General features: G+C 57.5%; 24 protein-coding genes. 18 read left to right on the top strand and 6 right to left on the bottom strand.

What is annotated here, in order from left to right; translation table 11 throughout:
- Window positions 1-64: 64 nt before the first annotated feature.
- The 3 genes from rho to hemE all read right to left on the bottom strand — a co-directional run bounded on the left by rho (window position 65) and on the right by hemE (window position 3091).
- Window positions 65-1330 carry a transcription termination factor Rho gene (gene rho, locus AC1ROR_RS18440; protein ID WP_003492784.1) on the bottom strand — a complete coding sequence of 422 codons (1266 nt, stop codon included), beginning with the start codon at window positions 1328-1330 and terminating at the stop codon, window positions 65-67.
- A gap of 184 nt (window positions 1331-1514) precedes the next feature.
- A complete protein-coding gene (gene hemJ / locus AC1ROR_RS18435; RefSeq protein WP_498590307.1) occupies window positions 1515-2060 on the bottom strand; it encodes a protoporphyrinogen oxidase HemJ in 546 nt (181 codons plus the stop codon).
- Window positions 2057-3091 carry a uroporphyrinogen decarboxylase gene (gene hemE / locus AC1ROR_RS18430; protein WP_498590306.1) on the bottom strand — a complete coding sequence of 345 codons (1035 nt, stop codon included), beginning with the start codon at window positions 3089-3091 and terminating at the stop codon, window positions 2057-2059. The genes hemJ and hemE overlap by 4 nt, the downstream gene beginning before the upstream one ends.
- Before the next feature lie 410 nt (window positions 3092-3501).
- Between hemE and AC1ROR_RS18425 the strand changes: the two genes are divergently transcribed.
- The 5 genes from AC1ROR_RS18425 to dnaQ are packed head-to-tail and all read left to right on the top strand — an operon-like array spanning window position 3502 to window position 7106.
- Window positions 3502-4323, top strand: coding sequence for a pyruvate, water dikinase regulatory protein (locus AC1ROR_RS18425; protein ID WP_498590305.1), 822 nt, complete (start codon window positions 3502-3504; stop codon window positions 4321-4323).
- A 31-nt stretch (window positions 4324-4354) separates the two neighbouring features.
- The gene (locus AC1ROR_RS18420; RefSeq protein ID WP_498590304.1) at window positions 4355-4954 is read left to right on the top strand and encodes a Maf-like protein; all 600 of its coding nucleotides are present in this window, start codon (window positions 4355-4357) and stop codon (window positions 4952-4954) included.
- Entirely contained in the window at window positions 4947-5807 is an 861-nt protein-coding gene (locus AC1ROR_RS18415) for a shikimate dehydrogenase (RefSeq protein ID WP_498590303.1), read from the top strand. The genes AC1ROR_RS18420 and AC1ROR_RS18415 overlap by 8 nt, the downstream gene beginning before the upstream one ends.
- The gene (gene coaE, locus AC1ROR_RS18410; RefSeq protein WP_498590302.1) at window positions 5807-6415 is read left to right on the top strand and encodes a dephospho-CoA kinase; all 609 of its coding nucleotides are present in this window, start codon (window positions 5807-5809) and stop codon (window positions 6413-6415) included. Before AC1ROR_RS18415 ends, coaE begins: the two co-directional genes overlap by 1 nt.
- On the top strand, window positions 6408-7106 hold the full coding sequence (gene dnaQ / locus AC1ROR_RS18405; RefSeq protein ID WP_035221965.1) for a DNA polymerase III subunit epsilon: 699 nt from the start codon (window positions 6408-6410) through the stop codon (window positions 7104-7106). Before coaE ends, dnaQ begins: the two co-directional genes overlap by 8 nt.
- Window positions 7107-7208: 102 nt before the next feature.
- On the opposite strand, the gene secB is transcribed toward dnaQ, so the two are convergent.
- Entirely contained in the window at window positions 7209-7691 is a 483-nt protein-coding gene (gene secB, locus AC1ROR_RS18400; RefSeq protein ID WP_035221967.1) for a protein-export chaperone SecB, read from the bottom strand.
- A 102-nt stretch (window positions 7692-7793) separates the two neighbouring features.
- Window positions 7794-8342 carry an FxsA family protein gene (locus AC1ROR_RS18395; protein ID WP_080836346.1) on the bottom strand — a complete coding sequence of 183 codons (549 nt, stop codon included), beginning with the start codon at window positions 8340-8342 and terminating at the stop codon, window positions 7794-7796.
- A 141-nt stretch (window positions 8343-8483) separates the two neighbouring features.
- Between AC1ROR_RS18395 and AC1ROR_RS18390 the strand changes: the two genes are divergently transcribed.
- From AC1ROR_RS18390 to gyrB, 5 genes are all read left to right on the top strand, one after another.
- Window positions 8484-9182, top strand: a complete 699-nt coding sequence (locus AC1ROR_RS18390; RefSeq protein ID WP_498590301.1) for a Tim44/TimA family putative adaptor protein — start codon at window positions 8484-8486, stop codon at window positions 9180-9182.
- Window positions 9179-10291, top strand: coding sequence for a murein transglycosylase A (mltA, locus tag AC1ROR_RS18385; protein ID WP_498590300.1), 1113 nt, complete (start codon window positions 9179-9181; stop codon window positions 10289-10291). Before AC1ROR_RS18390 ends, mltA begins: the two co-directional genes overlap by 4 nt.
- Window positions 10288-10857 carry a Smr/MutS family protein gene (locus tag AC1ROR_RS18380; protein ID WP_498590299.1) on the top strand — a complete coding sequence of 190 codons (570 nt, stop codon included), beginning with the start codon at window positions 10288-10290 and terminating at the stop codon, window positions 10855-10857. The genes mltA and AC1ROR_RS18380 overlap by 4 nt, the downstream gene beginning before the upstream one ends.
- Window positions 10854-11219, top strand: coding sequence for a helix-turn-helix domain-containing protein (locus AC1ROR_RS18375; protein WP_003492812.1), 366 nt, complete (start codon window positions 10854-10856; stop codon window positions 11217-11219). Before AC1ROR_RS18380 ends, AC1ROR_RS18375 begins: the two co-directional genes overlap by 4 nt.
- A 156-nt stretch (window positions 11220-11375) precedes the next feature.
- Window positions 11376-13811, top strand: a complete 2436-nt coding sequence (gyrB, locus tag AC1ROR_RS18370) for a DNA topoisomerase (ATP-hydrolyzing) subunit B (RefSeq protein WP_035221980.1) — start codon at window positions 11376-11378, stop codon at window positions 13809-13811.
- A 105-nt stretch (window positions 13812-13916) separates the two neighbouring features.
- Here the strand turns inward: gyrB and AC1ROR_RS18365 are convergent, their stop codons facing one another.
- Window positions 13917-14519 carry a nitroreductase family protein gene (locus AC1ROR_RS18365; protein ID WP_498590298.1) on the bottom strand — a complete coding sequence of 201 codons (603 nt, stop codon included), beginning with the start codon at window positions 14517-14519 and terminating at the stop codon, window positions 13917-13919.
- Between the two features lie 128 nt (window positions 14520-14647).
- Here AC1ROR_RS18365 and AC1ROR_RS18360 point away from each other — a divergent pair, with 128 nt between their 5' ends.
- From AC1ROR_RS18360 to AC1ROR_RS18325, 8 genes are all read left to right on the top strand, one after another.
- Window positions 14648-15490, top strand: coding sequence for a fumarylacetoacetate hydrolase family protein (locus AC1ROR_RS18360; protein WP_498590297.1), 843 nt, complete (start codon window positions 14648-14650; stop codon window positions 15488-15490).
- A 123-nt stretch (window positions 15491-15613) separates the two neighbouring features.
- Window positions 15614-16846, top strand: a complete 1233-nt coding sequence (locus AC1ROR_RS18355) for a polyhydroxyalkanoate depolymerase (RefSeq protein ID WP_498590296.1) — start codon at window positions 15614-15616, stop codon at window positions 16844-16846.
- Window positions 16847-16914: 68 nt separating this feature from the next.
- Window positions 16915-17682 carry a M48 family metallopeptidase gene (locus AC1ROR_RS18350; RefSeq protein ID WP_498590295.1) on the top strand — a complete coding sequence of 256 codons (768 nt, stop codon included), beginning with the start codon at window positions 16915-16917 and terminating at the stop codon, window positions 17680-17682.
- A 102-nt stretch (window positions 17683-17784) separates the two neighbouring features.
- Window positions 17785-18447, top strand: coding sequence for a phosphoribosylanthranilate isomerase (locus AC1ROR_RS18345; RefSeq protein WP_498590294.1), 663 nt, complete (start codon window positions 17785-17787; stop codon window positions 18445-18447).
- Between the two features lies 1 nt (window position 18448).
- Entirely contained in the window at window positions 18449-19669 is a 1221-nt protein-coding gene (gene trpB, locus AC1ROR_RS18340; protein WP_003521170.1) for a tryptophan synthase subunit beta, read from the top strand.
- A 4-nt stretch (window positions 19670-19673) separates the two neighbouring features.
- Window positions 19674-20513: a tryptophan synthase subunit alpha gene (trpA, locus tag AC1ROR_RS18335; protein WP_080853285.1), complete on the top strand. Its 840-nt coding sequence runs from the start codon at window positions 19674-19676 to the stop codon at window positions 20511-20513.
- 27 nt (window positions 20514-20540) lie between these two features.
- The gene (gene accD, locus AC1ROR_RS18330) at window positions 20541-21437 is read left to right on the top strand and encodes an acetyl-CoA carboxylase, carboxyltransferase subunit beta (RefSeq protein ID WP_035221996.1); all 897 of its coding nucleotides are present in this window, start codon (window positions 20541-20543) and stop codon (window positions 21435-21437) included.
- Window positions 21438-21521: 84 nt separating this feature from the next.
- Window positions 21522-22901 carry a bifunctional folylpolyglutamate synthase/dihydrofolate synthase gene (locus AC1ROR_RS18325; protein ID WP_498590293.1) on the top strand — a complete coding sequence of 460 codons (1380 nt, stop codon included), beginning with the start codon at window positions 21522-21524 and terminating at the stop codon, window positions 22899-22901.
- Window positions 22902-22926: the final 25 nt, after the last annotated feature.

Genomic DNA, 22926 nt, shown 5'->3' with positions numbered 1-22926 from the left:
AGCCGCATCCGAACAAACGGATGCGGCTTTAAAGTTTGGTCAATGAATCCGGCTAAACTCCGGATCAGGTATTCATGGACTCGAAGAAGTCCGAATTGGTCTTGGTCTGCTTGAGCTTGTCGATGAGGAATTCGATGGCGTCCATGGTTCCCATGGGTGCCAGAATTCGACGAAGCACGAAGATCTTCTGCAGGTCCTGGCGCGGCACCAGCAGGTCTTCCTTGCGCGTGCCGGACTTGAGAATATCGAGCGCCGGGAAGATGCGCTTGTCTGCGACCTTGCGGTCAAGCACGATTTCCGAGTTACCCGTACCCTTGAATTCTTCGAAGATCACTTCATCCATACGGCTGCCCGTATCGATCAGTGCGGTTGCGATAATCGTCAGCGAACCACCTTCTTCGATGTTACGTGCGGCACCGAAGAAGCGCTTCGGCCTCTGGAGCGCATTGGCGTCCACACCGCCGGTCAGAACCTTGCCGGAAGACGGAACGACCGTATTGTAGGCGCGTCCGAGACGGGTGATGGAATCGAGCAGGATGACAACGTCGCGGCCGTGTTCGACCAGGCGCTTGGCTTTCTCGATGACCATTTCAGCGACCTGAACGTGGCGTACGGCGGGTTCGTCGAAGGTGGAGGACACAACCTCGCCCTTGACCGAACGCTGCATGTCCGTGACTTCCTCAGGGCGTTCGTCGATCAGCAGAACGATCAGATAACATTCCGGATGGTTTGCCGTGATGGAATGCGCGATGTTCTGCAACAGGACGGTTTTACCGGTGCGCGGCGGCGCGACGATCAATCCACGCTGGCCCTTGCCAAGCGGTGCGACGAGATCGATCACCCGCGAAGACAGATCCTTCGATGTCGGAACATCGAGTTCCATTTTGAAGCGCTCGTTTGGATAAAGCGGCGTCAGATTGTCGAAGTGAACCTTGTGACGGATCTTTTCAGGATCGTCGAAATTAATCGTGTTGACCTTGAGAAGCGCGAAATAACGTTCGCCTTCCTTGGGTCCACGGATCGGGCCTTCAACGGTATCGCCGGTCTTCAGCGAGAAGCGGCGGATCTGCGAGGGCGAAATATAGATATCATCCGGACCGGGGAGATAATTCGCGTTTGCGGACCGCAGAAAACCGAAACCGTCCTGCAGGACTTCGACGACGCCTTCGCCGATGATTTCGATGTCCTGGCTCGCGAGAACCTTGAGGATTGCGAACATAAGCTCCTGCTTGCGCATGGTGCTCGCATTTTCAACTTCCAGGGATTCAGCAAAAGTCAGCAAGTCGGTAGGCGATTTGCTCTTAAGTTCCTGAAGCTTCATTTCAGCCATGAAGGAAAGACCGTTTGATAATGTATTTGGGGGAGGGCGTGTTCGCGAATCAGATGCTGAGGGAGATACCGCAGATGACTGAATAATTCACATGCCACGAAGATGAGTGAAGCGAAAATAGCGATTGAACACGGCCGCCGCAAGAGGAAAGCACGAATTCCGCGAAATTTATCGTTACCCCGTCTTAACCAAAGGGTTTCACAACCACAAGTATGACGATGAGGATCATCAGGACGGTCGGAACCTCATTCATCAACCGCCAGTGACGGGCCGGTCTGGTATTTTCATCCCGCGCGAAACGTTTGGCGCTGCGGGTGAAATAAACATGGGTGATCGTCAAAATCACGACCAGTCCGATCTTCGCATGCAGCCAGCCGCCGGAAAAACCATAAACCGACCAGGCGAGATAAAGTCCCAGCACCCAGGATATCATCATCGCCGGATTCATGATGACCTTGATCAGCCGCTGTTCCATCACCTTGAAGGTTTCGGATTGCTGTGAACCGACCGGCGCATCGGTGTGATAGATGAACAGCCGCGGCAGGTAAAAAATCGCCGCCATCCAGGAAATCACCGCGATGATATGAAGCGCTTTGATCCAGAGATAGAGATCGGCTGGATCGGCGTAAAACAGCAAGGCGACAAATGCCGCAAAGACACCAAGTGCCACTCCGGCACGAAGTGCGGCCCTGTTTCCCGAACGGGCGGAGGTCTGTTTCTCGTTGCTCATGCCCCGGCTCCGAGAGCGCGCACCCGCTGCACCAGCCGCGTGACGTTTTCCGGGTCGGCCTGCGGGGTAATGCCATGACCGAGATTGAAGATCAGCGGACCCTGTCCGAGCCCCTCTAGCACTGCATCGATGCCATCCTGCAACGCCTTACCGCCCGCCACCATCAGCATCGGGTCCAGATTACCCTGCACCGGGCCTTCCTTCTGAAGATCGCGAGCGAAGCTGAGGGGCACAGACCAATCTAGCCCAATGGCGTCTGCACCCGTCTTGCGGCGATAATCCTTCAGAAGATAACCCGCCCCCTTGGCGAAAGCGATGATCTTTGCGGACGGACGACGGGCGCGCACAGAGGCAATAATCCGCGCAACCGGTTTTACCGCATATTCCTCGAATTCCTTCTCGCCGAGCACGCCAGCCCAGGAATCGAAAATCTGAACCGCATCTGCCCCAGCATCGATCTGCGCCACCAGATAGTCTGCAGAAATATCCGCGAGGAAAGCGAGAAGCTTCTCCATCGCAACCGGCTCCTGATAACCGAAGAGCCGCGCTGGCGCCTGGTCAGGCGTTCCGTGCCCAGCAATCATGTAGGTGGCAACCGTCCAGGGCGCGCCGCAAAATCCAAGAAGGGTCGTCTCATCCGGCAATGTCGTGCGCAGGCGGGACACAGTCTCAAAAACCGGCGAAAGATGCGCAATGACATTCGCAGCATCCAGCCTGTCGATACCATTGACATCGATCGGGTCCATCGCCGGACCCTTGCCTTCGCTGAAGGATACGTTCCGATCAAGTGCGTCCGGTATCACCAGAATATCGGAAAAGAGAATGGCGGCGTCGAGCCCGAACCGACGAATGGGCTGAAGGGTCACTTCGGTCGCCAGTTCGGGATTATAACAGAGATCGAGGAAACTGCCGGCGGTCTTGCGCGTTTCCCTGTACTCGGGAAGGTAACGCCCTGCCTGCCGCATCAGCCATATGGGCGGCGGTGTGACCGTTTGCCCGTTCAACACCTTTAAAACCTTGCGCTCGCTCATTCCACCCAACTTCTCAAAAAATAAAATCAAAGAGATTTAAAAGATTTTCTATTTCTTAGAGTCTGTGGGTAGCAAGGATTAAAATCATTCCAGTCGAAATGCCGCAGTCGAGGAGTGTGACTGGTCTTTTCGGATATCATTTGATAGCCAGTTCTCCGACAACAGGGAAAACTAAGATTTATTGAATGATTTCATTTATTTACCGCCTATGCGGAAAATATCCAGATCTGTGGATAGCCTGGGGAAAATTCTGGACAAGTCTTCATTCTTCCAACAATTCACAGGCACGCCGATGGTGATTGAAGCCACTTGCGGATTGTGGAAAAACACCACCTTATTCACGTCGCGGCTCGGCCTTCAGGACAATTCGGAAGTTTGTCCCGGTTTATCAACAGCGGGAGAAAAACAGCGTGGAGAACAAAAAAAGCTTCTTCCATTTGCACCTGATTTCGGACTCGACGGGAGAGACTCTCATGTCGGCGGGTCGCGCCGTCTCGGCTCAGTTTCATGCCTCCATGCCCGTGGAACATGTTTATCCGATGATCAGGAACCAGAAGCAGCTCGCCCAGGTGGTCGACCTTATCGACAAGGAACCCGGCATCGTCCTCTATACCATCGTTGACCAGCAGCTGGCTGAGTTCCTGGACTTACGCTGCCATGCGATCGGAGTACCCTGTGTCAACGTCCTCGAGCCGATCATCGGCATTTTTCAGACCTATCTCGGTGCGCCTTCCAGACGGCGGGTCGGAGCGCAGCATGTCTTGAATGCGGATTATTTCGCACGGATCGAAGCGCTCAATTTTGCCATGGATCATGATGATGGGCAGATGCCGGAAACCTATGACGAGGCCGATATCGTCATTATCGGGATCAGCCGCACATCGAAAACACCGACCAGCATCTATCTCGCCAACAGGGGAATAAAGACCGCCAATATACCCGTCGTTCCGAACGTGCCTCTGCCTGAAAGCCTTTATGCGGCGACAAGGCCACTGATCGTCGGCCTCGTTGCAACATCTGATCGCATATCGCAGGTGCGTGAAAACCGTGAACTTGGCGTCACCGGCGGATTTGACAGCGGGCGTTACACGGATCGCGCCACCATCATGGAAGAGCTGAAATATGCGCGGTCGCTCTGTGCCCGCAACAATTGGCCACTGATTGATGTTACGCGACGCTCCATCGAGGAAACGGCCGCGGCCATTCTTGCCCTTCGTCCGAGGACACGATAATCCGGATCGCACCATTCGGAGCAGACAGTCGATGAAACAAGAATTGATCCTCGCCTCGTCCAGCGCATCACGCCAGATGCTGATGCGCAATGCTGGGCTGACATTCTCGGCGATTCCCGCGGATATAAACGAGCGCGCGCTCGATGAAGAACTGGAAAGAAATGGCGCCAGTCCCGAGGACGTGGCACTCGAACTTGCCAGGGCCAAGGCGCTTGCGGTCAGTGCGCTCTATCCATCAGCACTGGTTCTTGGATGCGACCAGACAATGGCGCTTGGCACCCGTGTTTATCACAAACCGAAAACCATGGCGGAAGCCGAGGCGCACCTGCTGTCATTGTCCGGCAAAACTCACCGGCTGAACAGTGCGGCCGTTCTTGTCCGGGGAGGGGAAGTGTTATGGCAGACTGTCTCCTCCGCCGAACTCTCCGTACGGAATCTGAGCACTGAATTTATCTCCCGTCACCTGCAACGGGTCGGGGAAAAAGCCTTGAGCAGCGTTGGCGCCTATCAGCTCGAGGGTGAGGGAATCCAGCTATTTACTTCAATCGAGGGGGATTATTTCACCATTCTCGGTCTTCCGCTTTTGCCCCTATTAACGAAACTGCGCGACATGGATGTCATCGATGGCTGATTCACGTGAAACATTAACCATAAATGCCTTCGTTGCCGGTTACCCGATCAAGCATTCCCGCTCGCCGATCATCCATTCCTATTGGCTGAAGAAATTTGGCATTTCCGGCTCCTATAAGGCCGTGGAGGTCACGCCGGACGACTTTCCCAATTTCATTGCGACAATAAGGGCGCAGGGGCCGGGGTCCGCCGTCGGCGGAAATGTCACCATCCCGCACAAGGAAGCCGCCTACAGGCTCGCGGATAGTCCTGATGAGGTGGCTGAAGAACTGGGTGCCGCAAACACCATCTGGATGGAAGAGGGCAAGCTTCGCGCCACCAATACAGATGGCTACGGTTTTGTCTCCAATCTCGATGAGCGCCACGCGGGGTGGGATAAAACTGACCGGGCAGTGGTGTTCGGAGCTGGCGGCGCCAGCCGCGCCGTGGTCCAGTCCTTGAGGGACCGCGACATTGCTGAAATCCATATTCTGAACCGCACGGTGGAGCGGGCCCGGGAACTGGCAGACCGTTTTGGCCCCCGAGTCTTTTCCCATCCGCAGGGCGCACTTCACGAGGTCATGCAGGGTGCCGGCCTTTTCGTGAACACCACGTCGCTCGGAATGGATGGGAGCGAAGCGCCAGACCTCGATTTCTCACCGCTCGCAGAAAATGCCGTCGTGACGGATATCGTTTATGTGCCCTTGATAACGCCCATCCTCCAGATGGCGCAAGCGCAGGGCGTTGCGACTGTTGACGGGCTTGGCATGCTTCTTCACCAGGCTAAACCCGGCTTCGAGAGATGGTTCGGCCAGATGCCGGAGGTGGACGAAACCCTCCGCTCCCTCATCATCGCGGATATGGAAAAACATTGATGATTGTCATCGGTCTTACCGGCTCGATCGGAATGGGAAAAACAACGACGGCAAAGCTGTTTGCTGAAGAAGGCGTTCCAGTTCTCGATTCCGATGAGGTCGTGCACGCGCTTTATCGGGCGGAAGCCGTTGGCCTGATCGAAACCGCTTTCCCGGGTACGACCTTTTCCGGTGCGGTGGATCGCCAGAAGCTCGGCGAGGTTCTGCGGGAGAATCCGGCTAATTTTGGCAAGCTCGAAGCGATTGTCCATCCGCTTGTCCGGGAGAAACAGGAAGCCTTTCTCGCAAATGCTAGGGAAGAAGCTCGGCAGTTCGCCCTTCTCGATATTCCCCTGCTGTTTGAAACCGGGGCTGAAGAGAGGGTCGATAGAATAGTGGTCGTCAGCTGCGCCCCTGACATACAGCGCCAGCGCGTTTTATCCCGGCCGGGCATGACGGAAGAGAAGTTTGAAATGATCCTCGCCCGGCAGATGCCAGATGCTGAAAAGTGTAAACGCGCCGATTTCGTCGTCGATACCGGAAATGGTGTCGAAGCAGCGCGGGATCAGGTAAGAGGAATCTTGCAAAGATTGGCCGCCGGTTCGGGCCACGGAGAAAACAATGCGTGAGATCATTTTCGATACGGAAACCACGGGCCTTGAGTCGAAACTGGACCGTGTTATCGAAATCGGCGGGATTGAGCTGATCAACCATTTCCCAACCGGGAAAACGCTGCATCTCTACATCAGCCCGGAAGACCGCAAGGTTCACCCCGATGCGCTTGCTGTTCACGGCATTACCGACGACTTCCTGAAAGACAAGCCGAAATTCGCCGATGTCGTCGACCAGATCCGTGATTTCTTCGAGGGTGCTCGCTGGGTGGCGCATAATGCGACATTCGATATGGGCTTCATCAACGCTGAATTCGCCCGTCTGGGCATTGAGCCGGTCGCGGCCGATCTGGTGACGGACACGCTTTCGCTCGCCCGCCGCAAGCACCCGATGGGACCAAACTCTCTCGATGCGCTCTGCCGGCGTTACGGTATCGACAATTCCCACCGCACCAAACACGGCGCGCTCCTCGACTCCGAACTGCTTGCGGAAGTCTACATCGAGATGATTGGTGGGCGTCAGACGGCGCTCGGTTTCGGTTCGGCGGCCAAACAGGAAACGGTCGTCATCGAGGATGACGTACCGCTTGAGCCGCTACAACGGCCAAGCCCTTTGCCCTCGCGACTGGATGCGGAGACCGTCGCGGCTCATGGCAAACTTGTTCTCGGCATGGGCGACAAGGCGATCTGGAACCGTTACCAGAATTGACGCCTGCCTGGACGCTGAAATGGAAAATGCGGTCAAAGAAAAACCCGGGCGAATAACCCGGGTTTTGTTTTGTCAGAGATTCTGAAACGCGATATGCGCCGTTCAGTTCGGTACGGCCTGAACCTTGGCTCTCGCCTGTTCTTCGGCAACGCGCTGAGCGAACATCTGCGCGAAATCGATCGGATCGATCATCAGCGGCGGGAAGCCACCGTTGCGGGTGACATCCGCGATGATCTGGCGCGCGAAGGGGAACAGCAGGCGGGGGCATTCGATGAACAGCACCGGCAGCATATGTTCCTGCGGGAAACCGGCAATGCGGAACACGCCGCCATAAACCAGCTCGGCCGCAAACAGAACCTTGTCGCCATCCTTGGCTTCCGCATTCAGCGCCAGAACAACGTCAAAATCCGAACCCGAGATCGGGTTTGCGTTGACATTGACATTGATGTTGATCGACGGCGCGTTTTCACGGGCCTGAAGCGAACGAGGAGCGCCCGGATTTTCGAAGGAAAGATCCTTGATGTACTGGGTAAGAATATTCAGGGAAGGACTTACTGCGCCCTGTGCACCATTTTCAGCGGTCATTACGTTTCCTCGCGGCGTGAATTCGTGGAAGGCGGTCTATCATTTCGACCCGAGCCTTACAACCCTTCGCGAGCCGGCCCCGGCGTCCGTTCCGCCGCGCCTTCAGGGTTTGGGCAGGTCGCGATCATCCGGCTTGCTCGACCAGGGAGAATCCTTTGGCCCTTCGCGGTGAAACTCTTCCTCGTCGAGGTCTACGACCTTGGAATTCCCGCTCTGTCTTTGATCATTGCGGAACCCGGAAAAATCGCCGGGCTGAGGACCGGACTGGCTGCCGGACTGGCGAAACGACCCCGCAACCACGACACGCGGCCCGAAGGCTTTCCAGAAAAAGCGCCGCACCGTTTTCGACAACAGCAGAAGGCCGAGGATGTCGGTGATAAAACCGGGAATGAAAAGCAGGATACCGGCGACAACCCGCATGGCGCCATTGACCAGTTCATCTGCCGGCTGGGCACCGGTACGTCCGGCGGCCTGGAGATTTCTCACCATGCCGATGCCACCGAGACGCAGGATCAAGAGCCCGAGAAACGACGTGAACAGGACGAGCGCCAATGTCAGCCATAAACCAATCGCCTTGCCGACAATGATGAAGCCGGCAATTTCGAGGATGGGCATCATCAGGATGACGATGGGGAGAAAGGAAAAACGCATCTTCTAGCCTTGCGTGTGCATCTCTGGCAGATTGCCGGTTCGCGAGAACACCGATGATTGAATCTGCACATTTGAATGATGGTAAGATGCAGACTATATGATGGTGTGGTTTTCGAATTTAAATGGCGGTTTTGGTGAAAGATGGGCTTTAGCGACTTTATCACATTGTTTTTTCTCGTTGCAGCGGTGCTGATCTTCTTTCAGCTGCGTAGCGTTCTCGGTCGCCGAACGGGCAATGAGAAGCCGCCATTCGATCCCTATAGCCCGCGCGACGTCGCGAAAGGTCCCGTCACGGACGATAACAAGGTCGTGACCCTGCCGAAGCGCGGCGAGGCGGAGGATGAAAACCGCTTTGCCGAAGCTGATGCCCTTGCGCCCGCGGACTCGGCATTGAATACCTCCCTCAGAGAGGTGATGACCAAGGATCCGACATTCCGCCCGAAGGAGTTCCTGAACGGCGCTCGTATGGCCTATGAAATGATTGTCATGGGTTTTGCCGATGGCGACCGCAAGACGCTGAAGAACCTTCTGTCGAAGGAGGTTTTTGACGGTTTCGATGCAGCCATTTCCGAGCGCGAAAGTCGCGGCGAGGTCGTGAAGTCCACCTTCGTCGGCATCGAAAAGGCCGATATCACCCAGGCGGCCGTCCGCGATTCCGAAGTGCAGATCACGTTGAGGCTGGTCAGCCAGCTCATTTCGGCCACCTATGATAAAGATGGCAAGCTGGTGGATGGCGATCCGGACGCGGTTGCGGAAGTGGATGACATCTGGACCTTCTCGCGTGACATTCGTTCGCGCGATCCGAACTGGAAGCTGATCGCTACCGAATCCGAGCAATGAGCACGCCTTTTTCAATCGACGAAGTGTCTTTCCGCGATCTGCCAGGGTGGCGGGAGGACGATCCCAGCGAGCTTTTTGCAGCCATGGGAACGATCCTGTCGCATCTGCGTAATGCGAAACCCTACAGGACCGGCGCGCTCGGCGTCACCGCTGGGGAACTGGTTTCACTTCTGGAAGCCGCCGAAGGCTTCGAAGCGGATAGCCCCGAACAGGCGCGCCGCTTTTTCGAAACCAATTGCGTTGCCTTCAAGATTTCTCCTGCTCAGGGAAAGAGCGGTTTTGTTACCGCCTTTTACGAACCGGAACTGGAAGTGTCTTCCACCCCGGACGAAATCTGGCGTTATCCAATCTATCGCAGGCCACCGGAACTGGTGGATATCGGCGACGATAATCGTCCCGCCGGTTTCGATCCGACCTATGCTTTTGGCAAAGAAGGCGAAGACGGGATTTCCTATTTTCCCGACCGTCGCGCCATGGATGAAGGATATCTGGAGGGCAGGGGTCTTGAGATCGCCTGGGCGAAATCAAAGGTCGACCTGTTCTTCGTCCACGTTCAGGGCGCCGCCCGTCTGGTGTTTCCAGATGGTGCGGTAAAACGGGTAACCTATGCGGCGAAAGCCGGGCATCCGTTTTCGCCGATAGGCCGGCTGCTTCTGGATCGCGGAGAACTCGATCCCAAAACCGTCTCGATGCAGACGATCCGCAAATGGCTCGCCGATCATCCCGACGACGTGGATGGCGTGCTCTGGCATAACCGCTCCTATATTTTTTTCCGGGAAGCGGATGTTGCCGAAGAGGATATGGGACCCATTGCCGCCGCCAAGGTGCCGTTGGTCGCCGGCCGGGCGCTTGCGGTGGACAGGCTCATCCACACATTCGGTTTTCCCTTTTTCATCCATGCGCCGTCATTGACCCATCTGGATGACGGAAAACCATTCGCCCGGCTGATGCTGGCGCTCGATACGGGGTCGGCCATCGTCGGACCGGCGCGCGGTGATATTTTCACCGGCTCCGGTTTCGAAGCCGGTGAACTTGCCGGTACGGTGCGCAACGACGCCGATTTTTATATACTGCTGCCACGTGTTGCTGCGGAAAGGTATCGGCGATGAAGGGCAGTCGAAAGCTTGGCAAGGAAGAACGCATCCTGTGGGGTAAGGTCGCACGGACAGCGCGGCCGATTTCCGGCAGGCTGGAGGATTTGCTGGCTTTCGACGATCTCGAGGAAACCCCGGCCGAGCCTGTGGTTCCGCAAACGGGCAAGGGTCTCTTTCCGCGCATGCTCGCAGAGCCGGCGGAGGTGCCGCCCGCTTCGCCGGACAAGAAACCCCGAATTCATCAGCCGCTGGAAAAACCGGTCAAGCGCAAGCTCACCCGCGGCAGGCTGCCGCTGGAAGGGCGGATCGATCTGCACGGCATGTTTCAAAGCGAGGCCCATGCGGTTCTGCTTGATTTTCTGCTGCGCGCACATGAACGTGGTCTCCGGCATGTGCTGGTCATTACCGGCAAGGGCCGTTCCATCGGCAGCGACGGCGCGCTGAAGAGGGCGGTACCCATGTGGTTCTCCAAACCCGAATATCGCCATTTGATTTCGTCCTACGAGGATGCATCTGCCAATCATGGCGGCGACGGCGCGCTCTACGTGCGGCTGGCACGCCGCAGGGGTGACAAATCATGACGCCCTTTGCCGAGGCGGTGCGACAGCTTCGCGAACGCAAGGGCGTAACGCAGAAGGAAATGGCGGCGGCCATCGGCGTATCGCCAGCCTATCTCTCGGCACTGGAGCACGGCAAGCGTGGCAAGCCGAGCTTTGATCTGCTTCAGCGCATTGCCGGATATTTCAATATTATCTGGGACGAGGCGGAGGAATTGTTCTTTCTCGCCGGCTCGTCCGACCCGAAAGTGGTGATCGACACGATAGGCCTTCCGCCGCAATATACGGCTTTCGCCAATCGTCTGGCGCGGGATATTCGCAAGCTGCCGCCGAGTATGATAGAGGAACTGTCAGCGGTGCTGCAAAAAAGCCGTTCTTGCGATTGAAACCCCTCTATCCCCTGCTTTATGCAGCATCCGGAAGCATGCGGCCTTTGGGATTGGGTGTAGAATTTCTATAGTCGCATGTCGGATTTGAGTGATTCGCTGGCTTCAGGCCTTCTCACTGAAAACTTGGCCAGGAAAACTTTGGAAAGAGTACTTATGACCGAAACATCGTCAAGCGAAGTCGGCGCAAACACGGAATATGGAGCCGATTCGATCAAGGTCCTCAAGGGTCTTGATGCCGTGCGCAAACGGCCCGGCATGTATATCGGCGATACCGATGACGGTTCCGGCCTGCATCACATGGTCTACGAAGTGGTCGACAACGCCATCGATGAAGCACTCGCGGGCCACGCCGATCTGGTGACGGTGACGCTGAATGCCGACGGATCGGTGACGGTGACGGATAATGGACGCGGTATTCCGACCGACATCCACTCCTCCGAAGGCGTTTCCGCAGCCGAAGTCATCATGACCCAGCTGCATGCGGGCGGAAAATTCGACCAGAACTCCTACAAGGTTTCCGGCGGTCTGCACGGCGTGGGCGTCTCGGTGGTGAATGCGCTTTCCGTCTGGCTGAAGCTCAGAATCCGCCGCAATGGCAAGCTGCACGAAATCGGCTTCACCCACGGTGTCGCCGATGCGCCGCTCTCGGTCATCGGTGAATATGAAGGCCGCTCGGGAACGGAGGTCACTTTCCTGGCCAGCCCGCAGACCTTCACCATGACGGACTACGATTACGGCACGCTGGAGCATCGCCTGCGCGAACTCGCATTCCTGAATTCCGGCGTGCGCATCCTGCTCACCGACAAGCGCCATTCCGATATCAAGCAGGAAGAGCTGCTATATGACGGCGGGCTTGAAGCCTTCGTCCGTTATCTCGACCGTGCCAAGAAGCCGCTGGTGGATAAGCCTGTTGCCATCAAGGGCGAGAAGGACGGTATCACTGTCGAGGTCGCACTGTGGTGGAACGACAGCTACCATGAAAACGTGCTCTGCTTTACCAACAACATTCCCCAGCGCGATGGCGGCACCCATATGGCCGGTTTCCGTGCGGCGCTGACACGCCAGGTGACTTCTTATGCCGAAACATCAGGCATCCTGAAAAAGGAAAAGGTAAGCCTGCAGGGTGAAGACTGCCGTGAAGGTCTGACGGCCATTCTCTCCGTCAAGGTTCCCGATCCCAAGTTTTCCTCGCAGACGAAGGACAAGCTGGTTTCGTCCGAAGTGCGCCCGGTCGTGGAAAGCCTCGTCAACGAGGCCCTGTCTACCTGGCTGGAAGAACATCCTTCCGATGCAAGGATCCTTGTCGGCAAGGTCGTGGAAGCGGCCGTCGCCCGCGAAGCCGCCCGCAAGGCGCGCGAACTGACGCGTCGCAAGGGTGCGCTCGATATCGCCTCTCTGCCCGGCAAGCTAGCCGACTGCTCCGAGCGCGATCCCGCGAAATCTGAACTCTTCCTCGTCGAGGGTGACTCCGCCGGCGGTTCGGCCAAGCAGGGCCGCTCGCGCGAAACCCAGGCCATCCTGCCGCTGCGCGGCAAGATCCTGAATGTCGAGCGCGCGCGTTTCGACAAGATGTTGTCCAGCCAGGAAATCGGCACGCTGATCACCGCGCTTGGCACGTCGATCGGCAAGGACGAGTTCAACGCCGACAAGCTGCGTTACCACAAGATCATCATCATGACGGACGCTGACGTTGACGGCGCCCATATCCGTACCCTGCTTTTGACCTTCTTCTTCCGCCAGATGCCGGAACTGATCGAGCGCGGCCATCTCTATATCGCCCAGCCACCGCTTTATAAAGTGACGCGCGGAAAGTCCGTGCAGTACCTCAAGGATGAGAAGGCGCTGGAAGAATACCTCATTTCCATGGGTCTTGAGGAAGCATCGCTGACCCTCGGCACCGGTGAGGTTCGCGTTGGCGCCGATCTTCGCGAAGTTATTCTCGATGCGCTGCGCATGCGCTCGCTGATCGATGGTCTGCATTCCCGCTACAGCCGCTCGATTGTGGAACAGGCCGCCATTGCCGGCGCGCTCAACCCCGAGCTTTCGGCAAATGCGGCGCGTGCCGAGGAAACGGTTGCCGAAGTTGCCCGCCGTCTCGACATGATTGCGGAAGAAACCGAACGTGGCTGGACTGGTACGGTGCTGGATGATGGCGGACTGCGCTTCGAGCGCATGGTTCGCGGCGTCAAGGAAGTTTCGACGCTGGATATGGGTCTCATCGGTTCGGCCGATGCCCGTCACATCGATCAGCTTGCAGCCCGCACGCGCGACATCTACGTGACGCCGCCGGTTCTGCAACGCAAGGACGGCACCATGGAACTGCCAGGTCCGCGTGCGCTTCTGGATGCGATTTTCGCTGCCGGCCGCAAGGGGCTTTCCATGCAGCGTTACAAGGGTCTTGGCGAAATGAATGCCGAGCAGCTTTGGGAAACGACGCTTGACGCCAATGTCCGCTCGCTTCTGCAGGTCAAGGTCAATGATGCGACCGATGCCGATGGCCTGTTTGCCCGCCTGATGGGTGACGAGGTGGAGCCGCGCCGTGACTTCATTCAGGAAAATGCCCTGAGCGTTGCCAACCTCGACATTTAATACTGTGGAGCGTCTCACGTAACGATTCACGTGAAACGAAACTTTAGCAAAAGGCCCGGCGGTCGTTTTCCGCCGGGCCTTTTTGTTAATATGGATGCTCGGATATCAATCGGCCTTACCGGTAAAACGCCCCTTGAAAGCGACGTCCGAAAGGGGAAGGCGCTTGCTCGGCACTTCCCGTTCCGCCAGATCATCGGGAAGAACGGTCTTGTCGGTCAGCGTGCCGATGGCAACCGCCGCCTCCACCTTGTACCCATCAGGAATATTGAGCTTTTCCACAATCTGGTCTTTGAATATGCCGGCCATGCCATGGGCATGGTAACCGAGCAGATGCGCCTGCATGGCGAGCGAAAACCATGCTGCACCCGCATCGAAGGAATGGGTCGCCGACGGTTTTTTCTCGCCTTCGCGCGAGACATTGTGGTCGCGGGAAATGACGAAAAGCAGCACGGAGGCATTTTTCGCCCAGCGCTGGTTTCCTTCCATCAGAAGTTCCACGAAGAGAGGCCAGTCCTCGCCATCTTTGTGTGCGTAGACAAACCGCCATGGCTGATGATTGGATGCCGAGGGCGCCCAGTGCGCCGCATCGAGAATGGTCAGCAGATGCTCTTGCGGCATGGCATTGCCGTCGAAGGCGCGCGGAGACCAGCGATCGAGGAAAAGTTGATCGACGGGATATTCTGATTGTCGGGAATTGCTGTTCGTCACGGGCCATGTCCTTTTGATTGCCGGGAGAGAAAAGGTATTTTTCGAAAGTCGGAGCAGTCAAGGGGTGACAAGTATGAATGCATCGTTCATATATGCATCACCTTGTCAGACAACCGGGAGAGAGTTCCATGAAATTGATGCGCGTTGGCCAGCCTGGCCAGGAAAAGCCTGCGATCCTCGACGCGGAAGGAAAAGTCCGCGATCTGTCCGCCCACGTGAAAGACATTGGCGGCGACGCCATCTCTCCCGAGGGCCTCCAGAAGATTGCCGCCATCGATCTTGGCACTCTTCCGGTCCTCAACGAAGAGCGCATCGGCGCCTGCGTTACGGGAACCGGAAAATTCATCTGCATCGGCCTTAACTTCTCCGACCACGCCGCTGAAACTGGTGCGACCGTACCGCCGGAACCGGTCATTTTCATGAAGGCGACCTCGGCGATCGTCGGTCCGAACGATGACGTCGTCATTCCGCGCGGTTCCGAAAAGACCGACTGGGAAGTCGAGCTTGGCGTGGTCATCGGCAAGACGGCAAAATATGTTTCGGAAGCCGATGCTCTCGATTACGTCGCCGGTTATTGCGTCTCGCATGATGTTTCCGAACGTGCCTTCCAGACGGAGCGTGCCGGGCAGTGGACCAAGGGTAAGTCCTGCGACACTTTCGGTCCGATCGGCCCCTGGCTTGTCACGAAGGACGAAATCACCGATCCACAGAACCTCGGCATGTGGCTGAAGGTGAACGGGCAAACGATGCAGGATGGTTCCAGCAAGACCATGGTCTACGGTGTCGCCCATGTCGTTTCCTATCTCAGCCAGTTCATGTCGCTACATCCCGGTGACGTCATCTCCACTGGCACACCTCCCGGCGTTGGCATGGGCCAGAAGCCGCCGCGTTATCTCAAGACCGGCGATGTCGTGGAACTCGGCATTGAAGGCCTCGGTTCCCAGAAGCAGACTTTCGTCGCCGACATCTGATCGCAAAGGCGTTCAACGGAAAGTGAGGCGCTGGCGGGAAACCGCCAGCGCCTTCGATTTTGTGCACCTGCGAAAAGCTGCTATGGTTGAAAAAAGAGCGTGATCGCGAGGGAGGCGTCATCAGTGTTCTACCACCTCTATGAAATGAACCATGCGGCCATGGCGCCGCTGCGCGCCGGTGCCGACATGATGCGCCAGGCTTGCAACAATCCGCTCAATCCGCTTTCCAGCACGGCTTTCGGAAGAAGCCTCGATGCCGGTTTTGAAGTCTTTGAGCGCATGACGCGCCGTTACGCAAAACCGGAATTCGCTCTCGGCAGTACGATTGTCGATGGCCAGACCGTCAATGTTGTCGAAGAGACCGTCTGGTCGCATCCGTTCTGCAATCTGCTTCATTTCAAGAAGGAACTTGATCCAGCCCGCCAGTCCGGTCCGAAGGTGCTGCTGGTGGCGCCGATGTCCGGCCACTATGCCACTTTGTTGCGGGGGACGGTGGAGGCCCTGCTGCCTTCGGCGGATATCTACATCACCGATTGGGCCGATGCCCGCACGGTGCCGGTGAGTGAGGGCACTTTCGATCTCGACGATTACATCAGCTATGTCATCGAGATGCTGCGCGCAATCGGGCCGGGGGCGCATGTGGTTGCCGTCTGTCAGCCATCTGTGCCGGTGCTGGCCGCCGTCTCGTTAATGGAGGCGGATGGGGATAAATTCGCGCCGGCATCCATGACGCTGATGGGCGGTCCGATAGACACCCGCATCAATCCCACAGCCGTTAATGATCTTGCCAAGGCGAAACCCATTGAATGGTTCCGCGACAATGTCGTCATGCAGGTGCCGTGGCCGCAGCCCGCTTTTGGCCGTAATGTCTATCCCGGCTTCCTGCAACTCTCCGGTTTCATGTCGATGAACCTCGATAAGCACATGACAGCGCATAAGGATTTTTACCTCAACCTCGTCAAGAATGATGGCGATTCCGCTGAAAAGCACCGCGAATTTTACGATGAATATCTGGCCGTCATGGATCTGACGGCGGAGTTCTATCTGCAGACGGTGGAAACGGTCTTTATCGACCATGCGCTTCCGAAGGGGAACATGCTTCACCGGGGCAGGGCGGTCGATCCTGCGGCCATTCGCAACGTCGCATTGTTTACGGTGGAAGGCGAGAACGACGATATTTCCGGCGTTGGCCAGACAAAGGCGGCCCATGATCTCTGCCGGAACATCCCTGAAGACAAACGCGCCCATTACATGCAGCCGGATGTCGGGCACTACGGCGTTTTCAACGGTTCGCGCTTCCGCAAGGAAATCGTGCCGCGCATGCTGGACTTCATCCGCAAACACCAGACAGCTTAAGGGCAGACGGCGGGCCATGCCGCGCATTTGCATGGCCAAGCGACGGACGAATCGGTTATGAAGAGTTCATGTTTTCGCTCCTCAGAAAATCCTTGAAGTCGCCGGCCCCAAAGAAGGTCGCGCCGAGCCAGCGCACCGTTGCGGTGGCGGGCAGGCAGGTGCCGATTACGGTCAGGGAAAATCCGCGCGCCACGCGCATTACGCTGCGCATCGAACCGGGTGGCAGGGCACTGAAACTGACGATCCCGATGGGTTTGCATCACCGCCAGGTGGATGATTTTCTCGAGAGGCATCAGGGTTGGCTGGAAGGCAAGCTTGTGAAATTCAGCCCAGACGACGGTTTGCGTCCGGGTGCGACCATCGATATTCGTGGCATATCTCACCGCATTGACCATACTGGCAGCCTGCGAGGGCTGACACATGTCACGAAAGACGCCGATGGGGTGGCCGTTCTGAAGGTCAGCGGCGCGCCGGAACATCTGAGACGACGGATAGCGACATTCCTCAAAAAGGAAGCGAAGGCGGATCTGGAACGGCTTGTGGCTGTTCATGCCCGCACCGCTGGCCGGCCGGTGCGCTCCATCAGCATGAAGGATACGCGCAGCCGCTGGGGCTCCTGTTCCCATGATGGAAATTTGAGCTTCTCATGGCGTATCGTCATGGCCCCCGAAAAGGTCATCGACTATCTCGCCGCCCACGAGGTTGCGCATCTGAGCGAAATGAACCACGGCCCGAAATTCTGGGCATTATGTGAAAAGCTCTGCCCGCACACGGAAGAAGCCAAGAGCTGGCTGAAACGCCATGGTTCCAAACTCCACGCCATCGATTTCGATTGAAACCTGCAGCGCGGATCGCCATCTGGATTCACGTGAAACATTCCATCGGAAATGGATGCGATTTGGCTCGACTCTTGTCGCATTTCATGTCAGGTCGCGGGTATGAAACCGGATATCAAGATTTGCGGATTGAAGACACCGGAAGCGCTGGAGCGCGCCGTCAGGCGTGGTGCGTCCCATGTCGGTTTTATTTTCTTTGAAAAAAGCCCGCGCAACATCGAGCCCGATATTGCCGGCAGGCTGGCGGAAGGTGCCCGTGGCGCCGCCAAGGTGGTTGCCGTCACCGTCGATGCCGACAATGATTATCTCGATGAAATCGTCGATCTCGTCAAACCGGACATCCTGCAGCTACATGGCAATGAAAGCCCGGAACGGCTACTGAATATCAAGGCGCTGTATGGCCTGCCTGTCATGAAGGCGATTTCCATTCGCGATGCCGCTGATCTTGCCAAAATCGACCCTTATATTGGAATAGCCGACCGTTTTCTGCTGGACGCCAAGGCGCCCGCCAATTCCGAGCTTCCGGGCGGCAACGGCGTCTCCTTCGACTGGACCATCCTGCGATCACTTGACGGAAGTGTGGATTACATGCTTTCCGGGGGATTGAACAAGGACAATGTCGCTGAGGCGCTGGCGGAGACCAGGGCAAGCGGACTAGATTTATCGTCCGGTGTGGAAAGCGCGCCGGGCGTCAAGGATCTGTCCATGATCGACGCATTTTTCGATGTGGTGAATGATTGGTCGAAAGGCCCAAAGGGAGCTTGAAGTGAACGACGCGCCAACACCCAATTCTTTTCGCGCTGGTCCCGATGAGGACGGCCGTTTCGGCATTTACGGAGGTCGCTTCGTTGCCGAAACGCTGATGCCGCTCATTCTGGATTTGCAGGCGGAATGGGACAAGGCCAAGACCGATCCCGCGTTTCAGGCGGAACTCAAGCATCTCGGCGCGCACTATACCGGTCGTCCGAGCCCGCTTTATTTTGCGGAACGCCTGACGGCGGAACTTGGCGGCGCGAAGATCTATTTCAAGCGCGAAGAGCTGAACCACACTGGCTCGCACAAGATCAACAATTGCCTTGGCCAGATCCTGCTTGCCAAGCGCATGGGCAAGACCCGCATCATTGCCGAAACCGGTGCCGGCCAGCACGGCGTTGCCTCCGCTACCGTCGCTGCACGCTTTGGCCTGCCCTGCGTCGTTTATATGGGCGCGACGGACGTTGCCCGTCAGGCCCCGAATGTGTTCCGCATGAAGCTTCTCGGTGCCGAAGTGAAGCCGGTCACGGCCGGCCACGGCACCCTGAAGGATGCCATGAACGAGGCCCTGCGCGACTGGGTCACCAATGTCGAGGATACCTATTACCTGATCGGCACCGCGGCCGGCCCGCATCCCTATCCGGAAATGGTCCGCGATTTCCAGGCCGTCATCGGCGAGGAAGCCAAGGCGCAGATGCTGGAGGCGGAAGGCCGCCTGCCGGATCTGGTCGTCGCGGCTGTCGGCGGTGGCTCTAACGCCATCGGTATCTTCCATCCTTTCCTCGATGACAAGAATGTCCGCATCGTCGGCGTCGAAGCCGGCGGCAAGGGTCTTTCGGGTGATGAGCATTGCGCTTCCATCACCGCCGGTTCGCCGGGCGTGCTGCATGGCAACCGCACCTATCTGCTGCAGGATGAGGACGGTCAGATCAAGGAAGGTCATTCCATCTCCGCCGGCCTCGATTATCCCGGCATCGGCCCTGAACATTCCTGGCTGAACGATATCGGCCGCGTGGAATACGTACCGATCATGGACCATGAGGCGCTGGACGCATTCCAGATGCTGACCCGCCTTGAAGGCATCATTCCGGCTCTGGAGCCGAGCCACGCCCTGGCCGAGGTCATCAAGCGCGCACCGAAGATGGGCAAGGATGAAATCATCCTGATGAACCTCTCCGGTCGCGGTGACAAGGATGTCCACACCGTCAGCAAGTTCCTTGGAATGGATGTATAAGATCATGACTGCACGTATGGACAAGCGCTTTGCCGATCTGCGCGCTGAAAATCGCCCGGCCCTGATTACCTATTTCATGGGCGGCGACCCGGATTTCGAAACCTCGCTCGGCATCATGAAGGCCCTGCCGGAAGCTGGTGCCGACGTCATCGAACTCGGCATGCCCTTTTCCGACCCGATGGCGGATGGTCCGGCCATTCAGCTGGCCGGTCAGCGTGCGCTGAAGGGCGGCCAGACGCTGAAAACGACGCTCGATCTCGCCCGCGAGTTCCGCAAGGGAGATGACGCGACGCCGATCGTGATGATGGGCTATTACAATCCGATCTATATTTACGGCGTCGAAAAATTTCTGGACGACGCAATCGCGGCCGGCATCGATGGCCTGATTGTTGTCGATCTGCCGCCGGAAATGGACGATGAACTCTGCATCCCCGCACTTGCGCGCGGCATCAACTTCATCCGTCTGGCGACGCCGACGACGGATGGCAAGCGCCTGCCTGCCGTCCTTAAAAATACCTCAGGTTTCGTTTATTACGTCTCGATGAACGGTATTACCGGTTCAGCGCTTCCCGATCCCTCGTTGATCTCGGGCGCTGTCGGTCGTATCAAGGCGCATACGGAACTGCCGGTCTGTGTCGGTTTTGGTGTCAAGACGGCCGATCATGCCAAGGCGATCGGTGCTGTGGCGGATGGCGTGGTGGTTGGTTCCGCCATCGTCAACCAGATTGCGGGCAGCCTGACCAAAGACGGGCAGGCGACCGCCGATACCGTACCGGCCGTTACGACGCTGGTAAAAGGACTTTCAACGGGCGTGCGTGCATCGCGCCTTGCCGCTGCGGAATAAGCGCGCGGCCCAGTCAGGAGTAGACAGTTGAACTGGATCACCAATTACGTACGGCCCCGGATCAATTCCATGCTTGGCCGCCGTCCGGAGGTTCCCGAGAACCTGTGGATCAAGTGCCCGGAAACGGGCGAGATGGTCTTCCATAAGGACCTCGAGGACAACAAGTGGGTCATTCCGGCTTCCGGTTACCACATGAAGATGCCTGCAAAGGCGCGTCTCGTCGATCTGTTCGATGGCGGCGTCTATGAGGCTCTGCCGCAGCCCAAGGTGGCGCAGGATCCGCTGAAGTTCCGCGATTCCAAGAAATACACCGATCGCCTGCGCGACAGCCGGACGAAAACCGAGCAGGAAGATACCATCCTTGCCGGCGTCGGCCTGCTGAAAGGCCTGAAGATCGTTGCCGTCGTGCATGAATTCCAGTTCATGGGCGGTTCTCTCGGCATTGCGGCGGGCGAAGCCATCGTCAAGGCATTTGAGCGCGCCATTTCCGAGCGCTGCCCACTCGTGATGTTCCCGGCCTCCGGCGGCGCCCGCATGCAGGAAGGCATTCTGTCATTGATGCAGCTGCCGCGCACCACCGTTGCGGTGAACATGCTCAAAGAAGCGGGAATGCCTTACATCGTGGTTCTGACGAACCCGACGACGGGTGGTGTCACTGCCTCCTATGCCATGCTGGGCGATGTGCATATCGCTGAGCCAGGTGCCGAAATCTGCTTCGCCGGCAAGCGTGTGATCGAGCAGACCATCCGCGAAAAGTTGCCGGAAGGCTTCCAGACCTCGGAATACCTGCTGGAGCACGGCATGGTCGACATGGTGATCGATCGCCGCGAAATTCCCGATACGCTCGCCAGCCTTCTCAAGATCATGACGAAGGCGCCTGCGGCGGAAGCAAACGCGGTCGTTCCGCTTGCGGCTTCGGCCTGATAAAAATATCTCCCCCGAAGGCGACAAATCGCTTTCGGGGGATGCTATACGTTGCATGATTTCATCTCGAATGCGGCGGACAAAATGGCCAAGACAACGCCTGAAAGGCGGACAGAAGACATGACGAAGCCCGCAATCGGCGAGGCCGAAAAGATCATCGAAGAGCTGATGCAGCTTCACCCCAAGGGTTTTGATCTTTCTCTGGATAGAATTTCCCGTCTTCTCGAAAAACTCGGCAATCCCCACAAAAGGCTGCCGCCGGTCATTCATGTCGCAGGCACCAACGGTAAGGGTTCGGTTACGGCCTTCTGCCGTGCATTGCTGGAGGCCGCAGGCCTTTCCGTCCACGTTCACACCTCTCCGCATCTCGTCAACTGGCATGAACGCTATCGCATCGGCGTTTCCGGCGAAAAAGGCCGTTATGTCGACGATGCCGTCTTTGCGGACGCGTTGCGCCGCATCGAAGCCGCCAATGGCGGCCAGATGATAACGGTTTTCGAAATCCTGACTGCTGCCATGTTCGTGCTCTTTGCGGAACAGCCAGCCGATGCGGCCGTTGTCGAGGTCGGCCTGGGTGGTCGCTTCGATGCGACGAATGTGATCAATAATCCCGCCGTGTCCGTCATCATGCCGATCTCGCTGGATCATCAGGCCTATCTCGGTGACCGTGTGGAGCTGATTGCTGCCGAAAAGGCCGGCATCATGAAGTCGGGTTCTCCCGTCGTCATTGGCCACCAGGAATACGACGCGGCGCTGGAAACTCTGGTTGCCACAGCGGAGCGGCTCGGTTGCCCGGTCTCAGTCTACGGGCAGGATTTTTCCGCCCATGAAGAGTTCGGCCGCATGGTCTATCAGGATGAGTTCGGCCTGACCGATGCGCCGCTGCCGCGGCTTCCCGGCCGTCACCAGCTTGCCAATGCCGCCGCCGCGATCCGCGCCGTCAAGGCTGCCGGTTTTGAAGTGACGGAACGGATGATCGAAAAGGCCATGACCTCGGTGGAATGGCCCGGCCGTCTTCAGCGCGTCCTGACCGGAAAGATCGCTGAAATGGCCCCGAAGGATGCGGAAATCTGGATTGATGGCGGCCACAACCCGGGCGCCGGCGAAGTCATTGCCGAAGCCATGGCAGGGTTTGAAGACAAGGCATCACGCCCGCTCTTCATCATTGCGGGCATGATCAACACCAAGGATCCAGTGGGCTATTTCAAGGCTTTCGCCGATATCGCCGAATATGTCTTCACAGTGCCGATCGGCGGCACCGATGCGGCGATCGATCCGGTCGTGCTCGCCCACGCCGCCTTCGATGCGGGCCTTGTGGCCGCCCCTACGTCGTCGCTTACCGAAGCGCTGGATGAATTGTCACGCCGCTTCGATCCCGAAGGGCCGGCACCGCGCATTCTGATCGGCGGTTCGCTTTATCTTGCCGGAAATGCGCTTGCCCTGAACGGTACGGTTCCCCAATAAAAAAGCCCGGCAAATATGCCGGGCT

This window comes from Agrobacterium sp. GW821-FHT14E08 (assembly GCF_058803865.1).
This window is presented reverse-complemented; position numbering and strand designations above follow the sequence as displayed.

Excerpts from the sequence above, each read along its gene's own strand:
- AC1ROR_RS18360 (WP_498590297.1), top strand. The coding sequence starts at position 14,648 with ATGAAATTGATGCGCGTTGGCCAGCCTGGCCAGGAAAAGCCTGCGATC.
- coaE (WP_498590302.1), top strand. The coding sequence starts at position 5,807 with ATGATTGTCATCGGTCTTACCGGCTCGATCGGAATGGGAAAAACAACG.
- hemJ (WP_498590307.1), bottom strand. The coding sequence starts at position 2,060 with ATGAGCAACGAGAAACAGACCTCCGCCCGTTCGGGAAACAGGGCCGCA.
- AC1ROR_RS18380 (WP_498590299.1), top strand. The coding sequence starts at position 10,288 with ATGAAGGGCAGTCGAAAGCTTGGCAAGGAAGAACGCATCCTGTGGGGT.
- AC1ROR_RS18345 (WP_498590294.1), top strand. The coding sequence starts at position 17,785 with ATGAAACCGGATATCAAGATTTGCGGATTGAAGACACCGGAAGCGCTG.
- hemE (WP_498590306.1), bottom strand. The coding sequence starts at position 3,091 with ATGAGCGAGCGCAAGGTTTTAAAGGTGTTGAACGGGCAAACGGTCACA.
- AC1ROR_RS18415 (WP_498590303.1), top strand. The coding sequence starts at position 4,947 with ATGGCTGATTCACGTGAAACATTAACCATAAATGCCTTCGTTGCCGGT.
- dnaQ (WP_035221965.1), top strand. The coding sequence starts at position 6,408 with ATGCGTGAGATCATTTTCGATACGGAAACCACGGGCCTTGAGTCGAAA.
- secB (WP_035221967.1), bottom strand. The coding sequence starts at position 7,691 with ATGACCGCTGAAAATGGTGCACAGGGCGCAGTAAGTCCTTCCCTGAAT.
- AC1ROR_RS18395 (WP_080836346.1), bottom strand. The coding sequence starts at position 8,342 with ATGCGTTTTTCCTTTCTCCCCATCGTCATCCTGATGATGCCCATCCTC.
- AC1ROR_RS18375 (WP_003492812.1), top strand. The coding sequence starts at position 10,854 with ATGACGCCCTTTGCCGAGGCGGTGCGACAGCTTCGCGAACGCAAGGGC.
- AC1ROR_RS18350 (WP_498590295.1), top strand. The coding sequence starts at position 16,915 with ATGTTTTCGCTCCTCAGAAAATCCTTGAAGTCGCCGGCCCCAAAGAAG.
- gyrB (WP_035221980.1), top strand. The coding sequence starts at position 11,376 with ATGACCGAAACATCGTCAAGCGAAGTCGGCGCAAACACGGAATATGGA.
- AC1ROR_RS18325 (WP_498590293.1), top strand. The coding sequence starts at position 21,522 with ATGGCCAAGACAACGCCTGAAAGGCGGACAGAAGACATGACGAAGCCC.
- AC1ROR_RS18390 (WP_498590301.1), top strand. The coding sequence starts at position 8,484 with ATGGGCTTTAGCGACTTTATCACATTGTTTTTTCTCGTTGCAGCGGTG.
- mltA (WP_498590300.1), top strand. The coding sequence starts at position 9,179 with ATGAGCACGCCTTTTTCAATCGACGAAGTGTCTTTCCGCGATCTGCCA.
- trpA (WP_080853285.1), top strand. The coding sequence starts at position 19,674 with ATGACTGCACGTATGGACAAGCGCTTTGCCGATCTGCGCGCTGAAAAT.
- AC1ROR_RS18420 (WP_498590304.1), top strand. The coding sequence starts at position 4,355 with ATGAAACAAGAATTGATCCTCGCCTCGTCCAGCGCATCACGCCAGATG.
- rho (WP_003492784.1), bottom strand. The coding sequence starts at position 1,330 with ATGGCTGAAATGAAGCTTCAGGAACTTAAGAGCAAATCGCCTACCGAC.